At 75.3% G+C, this 16,341-nt stretch carries 16 protein-coding genes; 8 read left to right on the forward strand and 8 right to left on the reverse strand.

All coding sequences use genetic code 11. From position 1 onward, the window contains the following. Positions 1 to 14: 14 nt before the first annotated feature. On the forward strand, positions 15 to 1,022 hold the full coding sequence (locus tag KSE_RS21650) for a hypothetical protein (protein ID WP_014137474.1): 1,008 nt from the start codon (positions 15 to 17) through the stop codon (positions 1,020 to 1,022). Positions 1,023 to 1,093: 71 nt separating this feature from the next. On the opposite strand, the gene KSE_RS21655 is transcribed toward KSE_RS21650, so the two are convergent. Next, positions 1,094 to 1,669, reverse strand: coding sequence for a TerD family protein (locus KSE_RS21655; protein WP_014137475.1), 576 nt, complete (start codon positions 1,667 to 1,669; stop codon positions 1,094 to 1,096). 138 nt (positions 1,670 to 1,807) lie between these two features. Beyond that, positions 1,808 to 2,299 (reverse strand): hypothetical protein, encoded by a 492-nt coding sequence (locus KSE_RS21660; RefSeq protein ID WP_033257812.1) that lies wholly within the window; start codon positions 2,297 to 2,299, stop codon positions 1,808 to 1,810. A 71-nt stretch (positions 2,300 to 2,370) separates the two neighbouring features. Between KSE_RS21660 and arfB the strand changes: the two genes are divergently transcribed. Continuing rightward, on the forward strand, positions 2,371 to 2,802 hold the full coding sequence (arfB, locus tag KSE_RS21665; RefSeq protein ID WP_014137477.1) for an alternative ribosome rescue aminoacyl-tRNA hydrolase ArfB: 432 nt from the start codon (positions 2,371 to 2,373) through the stop codon (positions 2,800 to 2,802). A gap of 152 nt (positions 2,803 to 2,954) precedes the next feature. Here arfB and KSE_RS21670 read toward each other — a convergent pair whose 3' ends face one another. Further along, a complete protein-coding gene (locus KSE_RS21670; protein WP_014137478.1) occupies positions 2,955 to 3,506 on the reverse strand; it encodes a flavin reductase family protein in 552 nt (183 codons plus the stop codon). Between the two features lie 233 nt (positions 3,507 to 3,739). Here KSE_RS21670 and KSE_RS21675 point away from each other — a divergent pair, with 233 nt between their 5' ends. Together KSE_RS21675 and KSE_RS21680 are read left to right on the forward strand one after the other, a co-directional pair. After that, complete coding sequence (locus KSE_RS21675; protein WP_014137479.1) at positions 3,740 to 5,608, forward strand: GGDEF domain-containing protein; 1,869 nt, start codon at positions 3,740 to 3,742, stop codon at positions 5,606 to 5,608. 96 nt (positions 5,609 to 5,704) lie between these two features. Then, entirely contained in the window at positions 5,705 to 6,640 is a 936-nt protein-coding gene (locus KSE_RS21680; protein WP_014137480.1) for a carbohydrate-binding protein, read from the forward strand. 40 nt (positions 6,641 to 6,680) lie between these two features. Here the strand turns inward: KSE_RS21680 and KSE_RS21685 are convergent, their stop codons facing one another. The 4 genes from KSE_RS21685 to KSE_RS21700 form a co-directional block, all read right to left on the reverse strand. Continuing rightward, entirely contained in the window at positions 6,681 to 7,535 is an 855-nt protein-coding gene (locus KSE_RS21685) for a class II fructose-bisphosphate aldolase (RefSeq protein WP_014137481.1), read from the reverse strand. Between the two features lie 108 nt (positions 7,536 to 7,643). Beyond that, positions 7,644 to 8,819: an N-acetylglucosamine-6-phosphate deacetylase gene (gene nagA, locus KSE_RS21690; protein ID WP_014137482.1), complete on the reverse strand. Its 1,176-nt coding sequence runs from the start codon at positions 8,817 to 8,819 to the stop codon at positions 7,644 to 7,646. Then, a complete protein-coding gene (locus KSE_RS21695) occupies positions 8,816 to 9,748 on the reverse strand; it encodes an ROK family protein (protein ID WP_033257796.1) in 933 nt (310 codons plus the stop codon). The genes nagA and KSE_RS21695 overlap by 4 nt, the downstream gene beginning before the upstream one ends. A 146-nt stretch (positions 9,749 to 9,894) precedes the next feature. Beyond that, the gene (locus KSE_RS21700; RefSeq protein WP_014137484.1) at positions 9,895 to 10,815 is read right to left on the reverse strand and encodes an SIS domain-containing protein; all 921 of its coding nucleotides are present in this window, start codon (positions 10,813 to 10,815) and stop codon (positions 9,895 to 9,897) included. Between the two features lie 185 nt (positions 10,816 to 11,000). On the opposite strand from KSE_RS21700, the gene KSE_RS21705 reads away from it, so the two are divergent. From KSE_RS21705 to otsB, 4 genes are all read left to right on the forward strand, one after another. Then, entirely contained in the window at positions 11,001 to 11,789 is a 789-nt protein-coding gene (locus KSE_RS21705) for a DeoR/GlpR family DNA-binding transcription regulator (RefSeq protein WP_014137485.1), read from the forward strand. Between the two features lie 252 nt (positions 11,790 to 12,041). Next, positions 12,042 to 13,304 carry an extracellular solute-binding protein gene (locus tag KSE_RS21710; RefSeq protein WP_231873203.1) on the forward strand — a complete coding sequence of 421 codons (1,263 nt, stop codon included), beginning with the start codon at positions 12,042 to 12,044 and terminating at the stop codon, positions 13,302 to 13,304. Between the two features lie 58 nt (positions 13,305 to 13,362). After that, complete coding sequence (locus KSE_RS21715) at positions 13,363 to 13,590, forward strand: DUF3263 domain-containing protein (RefSeq protein ID WP_014137487.1); 228 nt, start codon at positions 13,363 to 13,365, stop codon at positions 13,588 to 13,590. Positions 13,591 to 13,657: 67 nt separating this feature from the next. Further along, positions 13,658 to 14,506, forward strand: coding sequence for a trehalose-phosphatase (otsB, locus tag KSE_RS21720; protein ID WP_014137488.1), 849 nt, complete (start codon positions 13,658 to 13,660; stop codon positions 14,504 to 14,506). A 348-nt stretch (positions 14,507 to 14,854) separates the two neighbouring features. On the opposite strand, the gene KSE_RS21725 is transcribed toward otsB, so the two are convergent. Beyond that, positions 14,855 to 16,321 (reverse strand): alpha,alpha-trehalose-phosphate synthase (UDP-forming), encoded by a 1,467-nt coding sequence (locus KSE_RS21725; protein ID WP_014137489.1) that lies wholly within the window; start codon positions 16,319 to 16,321, stop codon positions 14,855 to 14,857. Positions 16,322 to 16,341: the final 20 nt, after the last annotated feature.

Below are 16,341 nucleotides of genomic sequence, written 5' to 3' on the forward strand. Positions count from 1 at the left end.
GCTAGTTTCTAGCCATGTCTCGCGGACGCCACCGTCATTCCTCCGTCCTCGGCCGGCTGCTGCCCCCGGTCGCCTCCGGCGTGCTCGTGCTCGCGGCGGTGGCCGCGCTGGTGGCCAGCCCGGACCAGATCGTGGCCCGCTCGGTCGGGGTCGCCGCCGTCGTCGCCGTGGTCGGCCTCGCCCTGGTGCTGCGCCAGCGCGACCGGGCCGCCCGCACCTCCGCCCAGCTCGCGGTGGTGCGCCGGATGCGCGCCGAGGAGCGCTACGAGGAGCAGATCGCCGAGGCCGAGTACGCGGCCGAGGTCGCCGAGGAGCGCGCCACCCGGTTCGGCCGCCGGCTGACCGCCGAGAAGTCCCGGCTCGCCAAGGCCGAGACCGAGATCGCCCGGCTGCTGCGCGAGCGCGCCGTGATGGTCGCCGAACAGGCCCTCAAGGAGGCCGAGGCGGCCCGCCGGGCGGTCGAGGCGGCCCGGCCCAAGAACCCGGTCACCCCCGCCTCCTACGTCCGCGCACAGGCCGCCGTGCGGCACCTGGAGCGGCAGGCGGCGGCCGCCGAGGCGCGCCGCGAGGTGGACGAGCGGGCCCAGGTCGAACTGCGCCCGAAGATGCCCGACCCGGTGCCGGCCACCGACTCCTCCGCGCTGCGCCCGGTCGGCCCCGCGCTGCCCGCCGCCGGGGCGGGGGCCGGCGTGCCGGCGCCGCAGCGCCCGCGGGCCACCGCGTTCAGCTTCTTCGGCCGCCCCGGCACCGCCCGCGCCGCGCTGCGCCCCGGCGTGCCGGCCCCCGCGGTCGGCGACCTGGCGGACGTGGTGGGCGACGAGGCGCTGGCCGACAGCGAGCGCTACGCGGTGCTGGACGGCGCCCCGGTGGACGCCGCGCAGCCGCCCGCCCACCAGGCGGTGGAGCAGCCGCCGAGCCACCAGCACGCCGAGTCGGACACCGAGCCCGAGGTGGTCGACCTGACCGCGCACGACGAGACCGAACTGCTGGAACTGCCCGAACTGCGGGCCGGCCGCTCCTGACGCCCGGACGTGCGAACGGCCCCCCGGAAGGCTCCGGGGGGCCGTTTCGCGTCCTGCGCGGCGCCTGGGGATCAGACGTTGACGCCGAAGTCCTGGGCGATGCCGACCAGGCCGGAGGCGTAGCCCTGGCCGATGGCGCGGAACTTCCACTCGGCGCCGTTGCGGTAGAGCTCGCCGAAGACCATCGCGGTCTCGGTGGCGGCGTCCTCGGAGAGGTCGTAGCGGGCGATCTCGGCGCCGCCGGCCTGGTTCAGCACCCGGATGTAGGCGTTGCGGACCTGGCCGAAGCTCTGGCCGCGGTTGTTGCCGTCGTAGATCGACACCGGGAAGGTGATCCGCTGCACGTCGGCGGGGAGCGCGGCGAGGTTGACGTTGATCTGCTCGTCGTCGCCCTGGCCCTCGCCGGTGCGGTTGTCGCCGGTGTGCACGACGGTGCTGTCCGGGGTGCTGGTGTTGTTGAAGAACACGAAGTGCCGGTCCGAGTAGACCCTGCCTTCGCCGTTCAGGACGATCGCGCTGGCGTCGAGGTCGAACTCGGCGCCGGTGGTGGTGCGCACGTCCCAGCCGAGGCCGACGGTGACCGCGGTCAGGCCGGGGGCCTCCTTGGTCAGCGAGACGTTGCCACCCTTGGAGAGGCTCACGGGCATGGTCTGTGGTGTCCCTTCGGTCGGTTCTGCCCAGAGAACGCGGGACGGGCGGCCATTGGTTCCACCGGTTGGTGGACGGATGGATTTCCGACCGGATTCCCCGCCGGATCCTCCTCCGCGCCCGGGCCCCGCGACAGCTCAGATTCTGGGGTAGCGGCCCTGCACGGTCCAGATGTTCGGGTTGTCGGCGAGTCCCTCGTGCAGCTCGGTCAGGTCGGCCAGCACGTCCTGCAGGAAGTCCCGTGCCTCGCGGCGCAGTTCGGCGTGCCGGACGACCAGCGGCTCGTCCTCCGGGCGCCAGGTCGCGGTGATCTCCACCCAGCCGAAGCGGCGGGCGAAGCGCAGCAGCTCGGTGTTCTGGGTGAAGTCCAGGTCCTCGGTGCGGACCCGGGCCTCCCGGCTGCCGCGAGGGTCGTCGTCGAGCCGCTCGACGACGTCGCACAGCGCCCAGGCGAAGTCCAGCACCGGCACCCAGCTCCAGCGGGTCTCCACCCCCGTCCCCTCGTCGGTCTCCAGGTAGACGTCCCCCGCGAACAGGTCGTGCCGCAGCGAACGGACCGACGCGGTGCGGTAGTCGGTCTGCGGGGGGTCGGGGAAGCGGTTGGAGAGGGAGTAGCCGAGCTCGATCACGCCCGCCATTGTGCCCGTTGCGCCCGCTTAACCAGGTGACGGGGGCCGCGGGCGGGCGGGATGATGGGCCCATGACTGAGCCAGTGCGCGTACGGGGTTCGGTGGTCGTTCCCGACGCCGAGCTCGTCTGGCGCTTCTCCCGGTCCTCCGGCCCCGGCGGACAGCACGTGAACACCTCGGACTCGAAGGTCGAGCTCCGCTGGGACCTCGCCGCCTCCGACGCGCTGCCCGCGGTCTGGAAGGAGCGCGCCCTGGAGCGGCTGGCCTCCCGGCTGGTCGACGGGGTGCTGGTGGTGCGCGCCTCCGAGCACCGCTCGCAGTGGCGCAACCGCGAGGTGGCGGCGGCCCGGCTGGCCGCGCTGCTCGGCGAGGCCGTCGCGCCGCCGCCGAAGGCCCGGCGGGCCACCAAGCCGAGCCGCGGCATGGTCGAGCGGCGGCTGGAGAACAAGCGGCACCGGTCCGGGCTCAAGGAGGGCCGGGGCCGGATCCGGCCGGAGCGCTGAGCGGGTCGGGGCGCTGAGCCGGCCGGAGCGCTGAGTCGGCCGTGCTGCTGGGCGGGCCGTGGTGCTGGGCGGGTCGTGGTGCTGGGCGGGTCGTGCTGCTGGGCGGGCCGTGGTGCTGGGCGGGCCGTGCTGCTGGGCGGGTCGGGCGCGGTTCAGCCGAGCGTGCGGTAGCCGCCGCGCAGGTACAGCAGCGGCCGCCCGCCCGGGGCGGGCACCTCGGCGGCCAGCACCCGGCCGAGCACCAGGGTGTGGTCGCCGGCCGGGATCCGCTGCTCGGTGCGGCACTCCACGGTGGCCAGCGCGCCGTCGATCAGCGGGGCGCCCGCGTGCGCGCCGCGGTGCCAGGCCGCGTCGGCGAACAGCAGCCGGTCGCCGAGCCGGCCCTTCATCGCGAACCGGGAGGCCAGCGTCCGGTGCTCCTCGCCGAGCAGCGACACCGCCCAGGTCCCGGCCCGGGACAGCAGCTCGTCCATCCGCGAGTCGGTGCGCAGCGAGACCAGCACCAGCGGCGGGTCCAGCGACACCGACAGGAACGAGGTCGCGGTCATGCCCGCGTCCTCGCCGTCCTCCGGGTCGTGCGCGGTCAGCAGCGAGACGCCCGCCGCGAGCTGGCCGAGGGCGGCGCGGAACTCGTCGGGGGTGGCGCCGGCCGCCGCGGGGGCGGCGCCGGCGGGGGCGGCGGGGGACTGCTGGGAGCTGTACACGCACCGCACGGTAGTCGCCGGTCGGGCGGGTCGGCATCGGGCGGTGGTCGTAGTCCGGTCGTAGGTCCGAGCCGGCCCGGGCCATCGACTCCCTGATCATGATGTGATTTGAGTCACAGTCACCGGCTATTGCTGACCGAGCGTGCCTATCGCAGTGCTCCCTGTGATTCAGTTCTTCTGGCAATCGGACGACACTTTTTCAGCCCCATCCGAAGCAGCCGGGGAGCCCCCGCATGGAAGCCGAGTCGGAGCCCTACGTCCGCCTCGCGACCCTCCGCACCTTGCACCGGGTCGTGGCGGACCTCAACGCTGCCCGGAGCCTGGCGGGAACCCTGCAGGCGGTCGTCGAGGGCGCGGTGCACGGGCTCGGGTTCGACGCCGCCGCGGTCAGCCTGGTCCGCCCCGACGGCGACCTGGTGGTCGCCGCCGTCTGGGAGATCGAGGAGAGCGCCTTCGGCGGCCCCGCCGTGCTGCTCGGCCAGGTCGGCTCCCGCGAGTCCTGGGAGCGGATGCTCCAGGTCGCCGACCACTGGGGCACGCTGCGCTTCCTGCCGCACGACCGCGGCTGGGCGATCGCCACCGACGTGCCGACCTGGACCGGCGACGGGCCGATGCCGGTCTACGGCAACGACTGGCACCCCGCCGACGTCCTGCTCGCCCCGATGTACAGCGCCGGCGGCGACCTGCTCGGCATCCTCTCGGTGGACCGCCCGCGCAGCGGCAAGCGCCCCGGCGCCTGGACCCGCGAGGCGCTGGAGATGTTCTCCCTGCAAGCCTCGATAGCCATCGGCAACGCCCGGCTGCGGGCCGAGATGCAGCGCGCGCTGGCCCGGCTGGAGAAGGACCAGCAGGCCCTGCGGGCCAGCGAGGAGTCCTTCCGGCAGGCCTTCGAGTACGCCCCCAGCGGGATGGCCATCACCGAGCTGCACGGCGACGCGATGGGCCAGCTCACCCGGGTCAACGACGCCCTGTGCCGACTGCTCGGCCGGCCCCGGGCCGCGCTGCGCCAGCAGCGCTTCGTCGACCTGGTCCACCCCGACGACCTGGACCTGCTGCTGCGCACCAGCGCCGAGGGCGGCCGGGCCGAGCTGCGGCTCTCCCGCCGGGACGGCGGCTACCAGTGGGTCTGCCTGCGCAACTCGGTGGTCGCCGACGCCGCCGAGGGCCCGAGCTTCCTGCTCACCCACGTCGAGGACATCGAGGACCGCAAGCGCCACGAGCTGCAGCTCGCCCACCGGGCCAGCCACGACGCGCTGACCGGACTGCCGAACGGAGCGGAACTGCGGGCCCGGCTGGCCCGCCGGCTCTGTCCGCTCGCGCAGCCCGCCGCGGGCACCCCCGAGATACCCGGCCAGGCGGCGCGGCAGCCGCAGCAGCCGCACGCCCCCCAGCAGCCGGCCCACGCCGGGCACGGTGCCCAGCACCCGGCGCACGCCGGACCCGCCCCCCAGCCGCCGGCGCACGCCGGGCACGGCGCGCACGCCGCCCAGGACGGCCCGGCGGCGTCCTGGGCGCCCGCCGCCCCCGCGCACGGCTACCCGGCCCCGGGCGGGGCCCTGGAGCGCGACCGGGCGGCCTTCCCGCCCGGCAGCCATCACGTGCACGCCGTGGTCCCCGCCGAACAGCCCCCCGGCGACCTGTGGCACGGCCACCGCCGCGGCGCGCACGCCGCCGGCGAACGCGGCCTGGCCGTCCTCTACTGCGACCTCGACGGCTTCAAGCTGGTCAACGACCGGTACGGCCACAACACCGGCGACGCCGTGCTGATCGAGATCGCCCGCCGCCTCCAGCAGGTCGTCCGGGAGGGGGACACGGTGGCCCGGATGAGCGGCGACGAGTTCGTGGTGCTGGCCGACAACATCGGCCGCGAGGAGGCCAAGGAGCTGGCCGGGCGGCTGCGCGGGGCGATCCTGCCGCCGATGCGGATCGACAACCGGGCGGTGCGGGTCGGCGTCAGCCTGGGCATCGGCTGGGCGGGCTGCGGGATGAGCATCGACGAGGTGCTGCACTCGGCGGACGAGCGGATGTACGACGAGAAGCGCACCCGCGGCGGCGCCGCCCGGGGCGCGCGCGGCGAGCGCTCGCACCGCCGGGCGGGCTGAGGCCGCCTGCCGGCGGCCCCGAACCGCGTACCGGCCGCTCGGCTCGGGCAGGTAGGGTGCCCTGGGTACGAGAGCATCCACCCAGGGGAGTCGAACGTGACCACGCCCGGCAGCAACGGCGCAGCGCCCGAGGGCCCCGAGGGCGAGGACGACCCCTTCGCGTACCTGTACCGCCCCGCCGAGGGCGAGCAGCCCGCCGCCGAGCGCCCCCGGAGCGGCTACAGCCGCCCGATGGAGGTCGGCCGGGCCAGCTACGGCGAGCGGCCCGCCTACCAGCAGGCGCCGTCGGCCGGTCCACCGCCCGGTGCCGGCCCGGCGTACGAGCCGACCGGCGCGATGCCCCAGCAGTCCCGCTACGCCGAGCGCTCCCGGCCCCGGCCGGGCGAGGACGGGCCGGCCGGCCGCGGCAAGGCCGCGATCATCGGCGCGGTCGCCGTGGTCGCCGCGATCGCGATCGGCGCGGGCGTCGCGCTCTCCACCGGCGACCCGGGCGGCAAGGCCAACGCCGCCGACCCGACCGGCAAGGCCGCGAGCGCGCCCGCGACCGGCTCCGCCAGCCCGACCGCCGCGGCGAGCAGCGCCGCGCCCAGCCCGACCGCCGCGACCGAGCCGGTCAGCGACGCGTCCAAGCTGCAGGCGCAGGGCGCGGCGAGCGCCAACGCGGTGAAGGGCGCGATCTCCGCCGACGGCGGCTACCTCGTCCTGCAGGCGGGCTCCAGCGTCACCTGGACGGTCAACTCGGACGCGGGCGGGCAGACCAAGCTCTGGCTGCACTTCAACAACACCGGCGCCGACCAGCCGGCCCAGGTCACCGTCAACGGCAAGGACCACCAGGGCGGCGTGACGTTCAAGAACTACTCCAAGAACCCGGCCGCGGACCCGGCGCAGTCCTGGTTCAGCACCAACATATGGCCGGTGCTGCAGCCCGGGCCGAACACCATCACGCTGACCCTCCCGGCGGGGGCGGGCAGCACGGTGCTGCTGGACCAGGTCGCGCTGACCCCGATGAGCGTCGGCGACTACCCGAAGTAGCGGCGCTCCGCCGGGGCCGCGGCCCCGGCGGGGACCCGGCTCAGCGGCCCGCGACCACCCGGGCCAGCTGCTCGACCACGGCCGCCATCGCGTCCCGGCCCGGGGCCAGGTAGCCGCGCGGGTCGCTGGCGGCCGGGTGGGCGGCCAGCTGGGCGCGGATCGCCGGGGTGAGGGCCAGGTTGAGCGCCGTCCCGATGTTGACCTTGACCATGCCGGCCGCGACCGCCGCGGCGAGCGCGTCGTCCGGGACGCCGGAGCTGCCGTGCAGGACCAGCGGGACGGGGACGGCGGCGGCCAGCCGGCGGATCAGGGCGTGGTCGAGGGCGGCGGTGCGGGTGGTCATCGCGTGCGAGGAGCCGACCGCGACGGCCAGCGCGTCGACGCCGGTCTCGGCGACGTACCGGGCGGCCTCGGCCGGGTCGGTGCGGGCGCCGGGGGCGTGCGCGCCGAGCGGGGGCTCGCCGTCCTTGCCGCCGACCCGGCCGAGTTCGGCCTCCAGGTGCAGGCCGTGCCGGTGCGCCCAGGCGGTGGCCTCGGCGGTGGCCTTGACGTTCTCGTCGTGCGGCAGCGCGGAGGCGTCGAACATCGCGGAGGAGAACCCGGCGCCGGGCGCGGCGCGCAGCAGGTCCGGGTCCTCGAGGTGGTCGAGGTGCAGCGAGACCGGGACCCGGGCGGCGGCGGCGACCTCGGCGCAGGCGCGGGCGATCGGCAGCAGGCGGCCGCCCCGGTAGGCGATCGCGTTCTGGCTGAGCTGGAGGACGACGGGCGTGCCGGCGGCCTCGGCGCCGGCGGCGACGGCCTCGGCGTGCTCCAGGGTGATGGCGTTGAAGGCGGGCAGGCCGCGGCGTTCGGCGACGGCGGCGGCGAGCAGGTCACAGGTGCGGGCGAGCGGCAAGGCGGGGGCTCCCGGTGGGGTGAGTAGCGAGGCGCAGGTTTCGCTACCCACCCGGCCGCGAACGCGACGGGAGGACCCGGGCCGGCCCCGGTGCGGGGCGGCCGCGGGTCAGGCCGGGGTGCCGGCCCGGGCGAAGCGGTCCGCGCCGACGATCCACTCGCCGCGGCGCATCACCGCGGCGAGCTCGTAGCTGTCGGAGTCGAGGACGACCAGGTCGGCGTGCTTTCCGGCCTCCAGGGTGCCGATGGTGTCGCCCAGGCCCATCAGCCGGGCGGGGACGGTGGACAGCGAGGTGACGGCCTGGTTCAGCGACAGGCCGAGGACGGTCACGGCGCGCCGGAAGGCGACGTCCAGGGTGAGGGTGGAGCCGGCGATGGAGCCGCCCTCGACCAGGCGGGCGACGCCGTCCTCGACCCGGACCTGCAGCGGGCCGAGCGGGTACAGGCCGTCGCCCATGCCGGCCGCGCCCATCGCGTCGGTGATCAGCGCGACGCGCTCGGCGCCGGCCGTGCCGTAGGCCAGCTCGACCACCGAGGGGTGCAGGTGGATGCCGTCGTTGACCAGCTCGACGGTGACCCGCTCGTCCTCCAGCAGGGCGACGATCGGGCCGGGGGCGCGGTGCTGGATGCCCGGCATCGCGTTGAACAGGTGGGTGGCCACGGTGGCGCCGGCGTCGATCGCCCGCAGGGTGACCTCGTAGTCGGAGTCGGTGTGGCCGACGGCGGCGATGATGCCGAGCTCGGACAGCATCCGGACCGACTCCAGGCCGCCGGGCAGCTCGGGGGCCAGGGTGAACATCTTGGTGTGGCCGCGGCCCGCGTCGGCGAGCTTGCGCACCAGCGCCGGGTCCGGGTCGCGCAGCAGGTCGGGGCGGTGGGCGCCGCACCGGTTGTGCGAGATGAACGGGCCCTCGAAGTGGATGCCGGCCAGCACGCCGTCCTCGACGAGCTCGGAGAGGACCGCCGCCTGGCGGCAGACCTCGTCGATCTCGCCGGTGACGGTGGAGGCCATCGTGGTGGTGGTGCCGTGCTCCAGGTGCGCGCGGGCGGCGGTGAGCGCCTCCTCGGCGATGCCGGAGGCGTACGAGGCGCCGCCGCCGCCGTGCACGTGCAGGTCGACGAAGCCGGGGACGACGGTGTACCCGGTGAGGTCGAGGTCGCCGGGTTCGGTCGCGCCGCCGAGGCCCGCGATGCGGGTGCCCTCCACGGAGAGCCGTCCGGCGTCGGTCACCCCGCCGGGCAGGACCAGTCGGGCTCCGGCCAGTGCTGTACGGTCCGCGGTCACGCGGTCACCTCCATCGAGAGCAGATCCCAGGCGAGCAAGCCGGCGCCCAGGGACGCGGCGGTGTCTTTGAGCATGGCCGGAACGACCTTCGGGGGCATCTGGAAGGTCAGCCGCTCGGTCACCGCGGCGCGCAGCGGCGTGAAGAGCGTGTCACCGGCCTCGGCCAGCCCGCCGCCGACGATCACCGTGGACGGGTCGAGCAGGCTCTGCGCCAGCACGATGCCGTCGGCGAGCGCGTCCACCGCGTTCTGCCAGACCGCGAGGGCCGCCGGGTCGCCGGCGTCGACGGCGCTCGCGCAGGCGGCGGCGTCGGCCTCCGGGTCGCCGGTGGCCTCGGCCCAGGCCCGGGAGACCGCGGAGGCCGAGGCCAGCGTCTCCAGGCAGCCGCGGGCGCCGCAGCCGCACTGCGGGCCGCCGGGGCGGACCACCACGTGGCCGATCTCGCCGCCGTAGCCGTGCGCGCCCGCCTCGATGGCCCCGTTGATCCCGATCGCGCCGGCGATGCCGGTGCCCAGCGCGATGAACAGGAAGCGCCCGACCCCCTGCCCGGCGCCGACCCGGCCCTCGGCCAGTCCGCCGGAGCGGACGTCGTGGCCCAGGGCGACCGGGATGCCGCCGAGGCGCTCGCCGAGCAGCTTGCGCATCGGGAGGTCCCGCCAGCCGAGGTTGGCGGAGAAGACCGCGATCCCGTTCTTCTCGTCGATCGTTCCCGGCACGGCGACGCCCGCCGCGAGCGGGGCCGCGCCGTACCGGGCGCCGCCCTCCCGCGCCAGGTCGGCGGCGAAGTCGAGGATGGTGGCGACGACGGCGTCGGGGCCGTGCTCCCGCCCGGTCGGTCGGCGTGCCTCGAAGAGCACGGAGCCGTCCTGGGCGACCAGCGCGGCCTTCATGCCGGTGCCGCCTACATCGAGTGCGATGACGTACTTCACGGGGGACAGTTTTCCTTGGCCAGGTCTAAGAGGTCTAGTCCAGTCGCTCGATTGGTCTGGTCCGGAGAGGTGAGGTTTATCGCTCTTTGCAGTCTCCTGGGTGGTTTGGGTGGCGAAGCCGTTACCGCCAGTGCGGACGCCCGGGGTCAGCCGAGCACGATCGAGCGGGTCAGGTTGCGCGGCTCGTCCGGGTTCAGGCCGCGGTGCCCGGCCAGCGCCACCGCCAGCTTCTGCACCCGGACCAGGTCGGCCAGCGGGTCCAGGCCGCCGGCCCCGGAGTCGGCCACCAGCCGGCCGCCGACCGCGGCCACCTCGCCGGCCAGGCCGGCCGGCAGCTCGCCGAACATCCAGGCCGCCCGGCCCGGCGCGGTGATCGAGATCGGGCCGTGCCGGTACTCCATCGCCGGGTAGCACTCGGTCCAGGCCAGCGCGGCCTCGCGCATCTTCAGCCCGGCCTCCTGGGCCAGGCCGTTGGTCCAGCCCGCGCCGAGGAAGGAGACCTGCTCCAGCGCCACCAGCTCCTCCGGCACCCGCCAGCCGACCGCCCGCTCGGCGTCCGCCGCGGCCGCGGCGACGGTGCCGACCCCGGCCGGGAGGGCGTCCTCCCGCTCCAGGTGGGCGCGGAGCAGCGCCAGGACGGTGGTGGCGAAGCGGGTCTGCACCACCGAGCTCTCGTCGGCGAAGCCCAGGTCGACCAGGTGGCCGGCGGCCGCGGCCACCGGCTGGTCGACGCAGGCGGTGATCGCGGTGGTCGGCAGGCCGGTGCCGTCCAGCAGCCGCAGCACCTCGGTGGTGGTGCCGGAGCGGGTGATCGCCAGCACCCGGTCGTAGCGGCGGCCGGTCGGGAACTCGGAGGCCGCGAAGGCGTCGGTCTCGCCGTGGCCGCCGGCCTCGCGCAGCGCGGCGTACGCCTGCGCCATGAACCAGGAGGTGCCGCAGCCGACCACGGCCACCCGCTCGCCGCGGCGCGGCAGGCCGGCCGGGCCGCTCGCGGCCAGGGCGGCGGCGGTGCGCCAGTTCTCGGGCTGGGTGGCGATCTCTTCGGCGGTCAGGGACGGGTGCGGCATGGCGGCGGGCTCCTTCGGCTACCCCGGGGACCGCGCACGGGCGAGGGCGGCCGGCGTGCGCGAAGCTGATTGATTTATAGCCTTTTCGCGCAGGACTGCGCAATGAGGGGGGCCGTGCCCGGGTGTGCGAAGCTGTCCCGACCGGGCGCGGGGCGCGCGGGGCGAGCGCGGGAGGAGCGGGGACGGTGTCCAGGTACGAGCGGTGGAACGCGCTGCTGGAACTGCTGGCCGAGCACGGCCGGCTGGAGGTCGAGGAGGCCGCCGAAGCGCTGGACGTCTCGGCCGCGACCATCCGCCGCGACCTCGACCAGCTGGCCCGCCAGCAGGTGCTCACCCGGACCCGCGGCGGCGCGGTGGCGCACGGCGTCTCCTACGACCTGCCGCTGCGCTACAAGACCGCCCGGCACGCCGACGCCAAGCAGCGGATCGGCGCGCTGGTGGCCGGACTGGTCGCCCCCGGCGAGGTGGTCGGCCTGAACGGCGGCACCACCACCACCGAGGTGGCCCGGGCGCTGGCCGTCCGGACCGACCTGGCGGAGCGCCCGGAGAGCGGCCACGGCCTCACCGTGGTCACCAACGCGCTGAACATCGCCAACGAGCTGGCCGTCCGCCCGCAGGTCAAGATCGTGGTCACCGGCGGCGTCGCCCGCCCCCAGTCGTACGAGCTGATCGGCCCGCTGGCCGCCCAGGTGCTCGGCGAACTCGCCCTGGACACCGCGGTGCTGGGCGTGGACGGGTTCGACGCCGGGCACGGCGCGACCGCCCACCACGAGGGCGAGGCGGCGGTCAACCGGCTGCTCGCCGAGCGGGCCCGGCGGGTGGTGGTGGCCGCCGACTCGTCCAAGCTGGGCCACCGGGCCTTCGCCCGGATCTGCGGCCTGGAGGCGGTCGACACCCTGGTCACCGACGACCGGGTGCCGGACGGGCTGGCCGCCGCCTTCGCCGAGGCCGGGGTGACCGTGCTGACCGCGTGAGCGCGGGCGGGGACGGGCGGGGTCGTGGCAGGGTCGTGGCGGGGGCGTGGCGGGGGAGACGGGATGGGGCGAAGGGGACGGGAGGGGCGGATCGGGGACGAAGTTGTCCGGATAGCGGACGATCGTGCCGTCCGCGTTGCGTAGGGCGCAACAGGATCTGACACTTCGATAACTTCCGCCCCTAGAGGTCTGGACCACTGCTGCGGGTAGCTGCCAGGGTCGCCGCTGTCACCCTCCCGAAGGCGGTCCCCCTTGAAGCGGTCAGCGCTGATCCCTCTCTCCCTCGCCGGATGCCTGCTGGTGTCCGGCTGCGGCATGCTCCCCGGCGGGGGCGGGGTGACGCTCAACCTGGTCGCGGCCGACTACGGCACCGACGAGGCCAGCAGCAGCGCCCTCTACTGGAACAAGCTCGCCAGGGACTTCGAGGCCGCCAACTCCGGCGTCAAGGTGCACGTCGAGGTGGTCGGCTGGCCCGACATCGACAAGCGGATCGCCGACCTGATCGCCCAGGGCAAGACCCCCGACATCGTGCAGACCGGCGGCTTCGCCGACCAGGTCGCCGCCGACCGGCTCTACCCCGTCGGCGACGTGCTCTCCATGGAGAGCCAGGCCAACCTGCTGAACTCCTTCAACCGCGCCGGGCAGGTGCTCGGCAGCCAGTACGGCATCCCGTTCATCTCCTCCAGCCGGGTGTTCGTCTACAACAAGGCCATCTTCGACAAGGCCGGCATCAGCGCCCCGCCCACCACCTGGGAGGAACTGCGCAAGGACGCCGAGCTGATCAAGAGCAAGGTCCCCGGCGTCACCCCGTACGCGCTGCCGCTCGGCCCCGAGGAGGCCCAGGCCGAGTCGATGATCTGGACGATGAGCGGCGGCGGCGAGATCTCCGACAGCGTCGGCAACTACACCATCGACAGCCAGCCCAACCGCGACACCTTCAAGTGGCTGCGCACCAGCCTGGTCGACAAGGGCCTGACCTACGACGACCCCGGCAAGGTCAACCGGCAGGACGCCTTCGGCGCCTTCGCCAAGGGCCAGGTCGCGATGCTCAACGGCCACCCCGCGCTGCTCAAGTCGGCCGCCGCGGCCGGCATCCAGTACGGCACCGCGCCCATCCCGCGCCGGGCCAAGGACGTCAAGGAGGTCACCTTCGGCGTCGCCGACTGGCTGATGGCCTTCAAGGCGAACGGGCACCGGGCCGAGATCAAGAAGTTCCTCAACTTCACGCTCTCCAAGCAGAACACCCTGAAGTTCGACGAGCAGTACAACATGCTGCCGGTCACCCAGGACACCCTCGACGACATGTCCGCCAACCCCGCGCACCAGGACCTCGCGCAGTTCCTGCAGAACCTGCCCACCGCCGACTTCTACCCGTACGGCGAACCCTCCTGGGACAAGGTCAGCAGCCTGATCAAGCAGAAGATCGGCGGGGCCGTGAAGCCCGGCGCCGACCAGGTGCTCGGCGAACTGCAGGCGGCCGCGGCGGCGGAGGCGTCCAAGAGCCGCCAGGGCTGACGGCGGGCTGACGGCGGGCTGACGGCGGGGGGACGGCGGGGGGACGTAGCCTGGGGGCATGGCCGAACTGACCGAGCGCGACCGGGCGGTGCTGGAGCTGGAGGGCCGCGGCTGGCGGACGGCCGGCGCCAAGGAGCAGGCGATCCGGCAGGAGCTCGGCATCTCCGCCACCCGCTACTACCAGCTGCTCAACGCCCTGCTGGACCGGGCCGAGGCGCTCGCCCACGCCCCGGTCCTGGTCAACCGGCTGCGCCGGGTGCGCCAGCAGCGCCGCGAGGCCCGCTAGGGTCCCGCGGCGCGCTCCGGCGCCGATCGCCACCCGCCGCAGCCCGGCGGCCGGTAGCGTCGACGGCATGGGAATCGCTGAACAGATCACGACCCAGGCGGGGCGCACCGGACTGGCGGGCCTGCTCGCCGACCCGAAGTCCGCCGTCGTGGGACTCGACTTCGACGGCACGCTCGCCCCGATCGTCGCCGACCCCGAGCGGGCCCGCGCCCACCCCGGCGTCGTCCCGGCGCTCGGGGCGCTCGCCCCGCTGGTCGGCGCGGTCGTGGTGGTCACCGGACGGCCCGCCGCGACCGCCGCCGCGTACGGCGGCTTCGTCGGCGCCCCCGGCCTCGAACACCTCACCGTCCTCGGCCACTACGGCGCCGAGCGCTGGGACGCGCGCAGCAACGCCGTCACCGCCGCCCCGCCACCGCCCGGAGTCGCCGCCGTCCGCGCCGAACTACCCGCACTGCTAAGGGAGTTGGGCGTACCCGAAGGCACCTTCACCGAGGACAAGGAACGCGCCCTGGCCGTCCACACCCGGCGCGCCCCCGAACCGGACGCGCTGCTGGAGCACCTGCGCGGCCCGCTCGACGCACTGGCGCGGCGGCACGGACTGGTCGTCGAACCCGGCCGGATGGTCCTCGAACTGCGGCCGCCCGGCGTCGACAAGGGCGTCGCCCTCCGCGGGTTCCTGGCCGAACGGGACGCCGGTCCGGTGCTCTTCGCCGGCGACGACCTCGGCGACCTCGCCGCCTACGCGGAGGTCGACGCCCGCCGCGCCGCCGGCCACCCCGGCCTGCTGGTCTGCAGCGGGCCGGTCACCGGCGAACCGCCGGTCGCCGAACTCGCCGACCGGGCCGACCTGGTGGTGGCCGGGCCGGCCGGCGTCGTCGACCTGCTGGACGGGCTGGCGGAACTGCTCACCCGCTAGCGAGCGCCGCGCCGGGCGGCCTCCACCGTCGGGGAGCGGCGCCCGGCGCGTGCCATCGGCGTGGCGTCGGGGTGCCGGGCGGAAGCCCTCGTGCTGGGCGCGCCCGGGTTTCTCGGCCGGTGGCGGGCGAGGAGCGGGCCCCTCCCGGCTGGTGGCGGGCGAGGAACGGGCCCCTCCTGTCCTGGCCGGTGGCGGGCAAGGAGCGGGCCCCTCCTGGCCGGTGGCGGGCAAGGAGGGCGGGTGCCGAGGCCCACACCTCCCGCCCCTCGGGGCTGGGGCCTCGCGATGGGGTCGGGCCGGCCGCCGGTGTGGCGGGTTTCCCCGCCGGGGGCGGTCGGCCGGGCAGGGTCAGAGGGCGTCGAGCTGGTCGAGGAACCACTGCTGGGGCGGGAGGGCGGTGGCCGCGGCGGCGAGGCGCTTGGTGCGGTCGGCGCGTTCGGCCGGGGGCATGGCGAGCGCCTCGGCGAGGGCGTCGGCGGTGGCGATCACGTCGTACGGGTTGACGGTGATCGCGTCGTCGGCGAGTTCGGCGTGGGCGCCGGCCTCGCGGGACAGCACGAGGGCGCAGCCCCGGTCGGAGACGACGGGGACCTCCTTGGCGACCAGGTTCATGCCGTCGCGGATCGGGTTGACCAGGGCGACGTCGGCGAGCCGGTACGCGGCGAGCGAGCGCGGGAAGTCGTCGTCGACGTGCAGGATGAGCGGCTGCCAGTCGCCGGTGCCGAACTCGGCGTTGATCTCCTCGGCGAGCCGCCGCACCTCGGCGGTGTAGTCGCGGTACTCGGCGAGGTCGGTGCGCGAGGGGTAGGCGAAGGCGATGTGGACGACGTTGCCGACCCACTCGGGGCGGGTGCGCAGCAGGTGCCGGTAGGCGAGCAGGCCGCGGACGATGTTCTTGCTGAGCTCGGTGCGGTCGACCCGGACGATGGTGCGGCGGTCGCCGACGGCCGCGCGCAGGGTGGCGAGCCGCTCGTCGACGTCGGGGCGGTGGGCGCGTTCGCGCAGGAAGTCGGCGTCCGCGCCGAGGCCGTGCACGCCGAGCCGGGTGGTGCGGCCGCCGTGGGTGACGGTGAGCGCGGCGCGGTCGACCTCGGCGCCGAGGACGGCCTCGCAGCAGTCGGCGAAGGCGAGCGCCCAGCGGCGGGTCAGGAAGGCGGCCCGGTCGGCGCCGAGGATGCCCTCCAGGACGGCGGCGGCGACGTCGTCGGGCAGCAGCCGGTAGTAGTCCGGCGGGGCCCAGGGGGTGTGCGAGAAGTGGCCGATCCGCAGGTCCGGGCGGAGCGCGCGGAGCAGCGCGGGGGCCAGCGACAGGTGGTAGTCCTGGATCAGCACGGCCGCGCCGGGGGCGGCCTCGGCGGCCAGCGCCTCGGCGAAGGCGGCGTTGTACGCCCGGTAGGCGGCCCACTCGGTGCGGAAGGCGGCGTCGAAGGCCGGCTGCACGGGCGTCTGGTACAGCAGGTGGTGGACGAACCACAGGGTGGAGTTGGCGACGCCGTTGTAGGCGCGGGCGAAGGTCTCCGGATCGATGTCCAGCATCCGGACGGCCTGTCCGCCGACGTCGTGCCCGGCCAGGTCGAGCCGGCCGTCGGGGGCCTGCCGGGCGGCGGTGCGGTCGGCGTCGGAGAGCGCGGCGCAGACCCACACCGCGTTCGGGTCGTCGATCGCGGACAGCCCGGAGACCAGGCCGCCGCCGCCTCTGCGGAGGGTCAGTGAGCCGTCGTCCTCCGTGCGGAAGGACACCGGGCCGCGGTTGGAGGCCACCAGGATCGGGGCGGCTCCGGACTGCTGGGGGTGTTCGGACACGTGATCGGCCATACAGCCAACCTTGCCGTGCG

Source organism: Kitasatospora setae KM-6054 (assembly GCF_000269985.1).
GTDB classification, from domain to species: domain Bacteria; phylum Actinomycetota; class Actinomycetes; order Streptomycetales; family Streptomycetaceae; genus Kitasatospora; species Kitasatospora setae.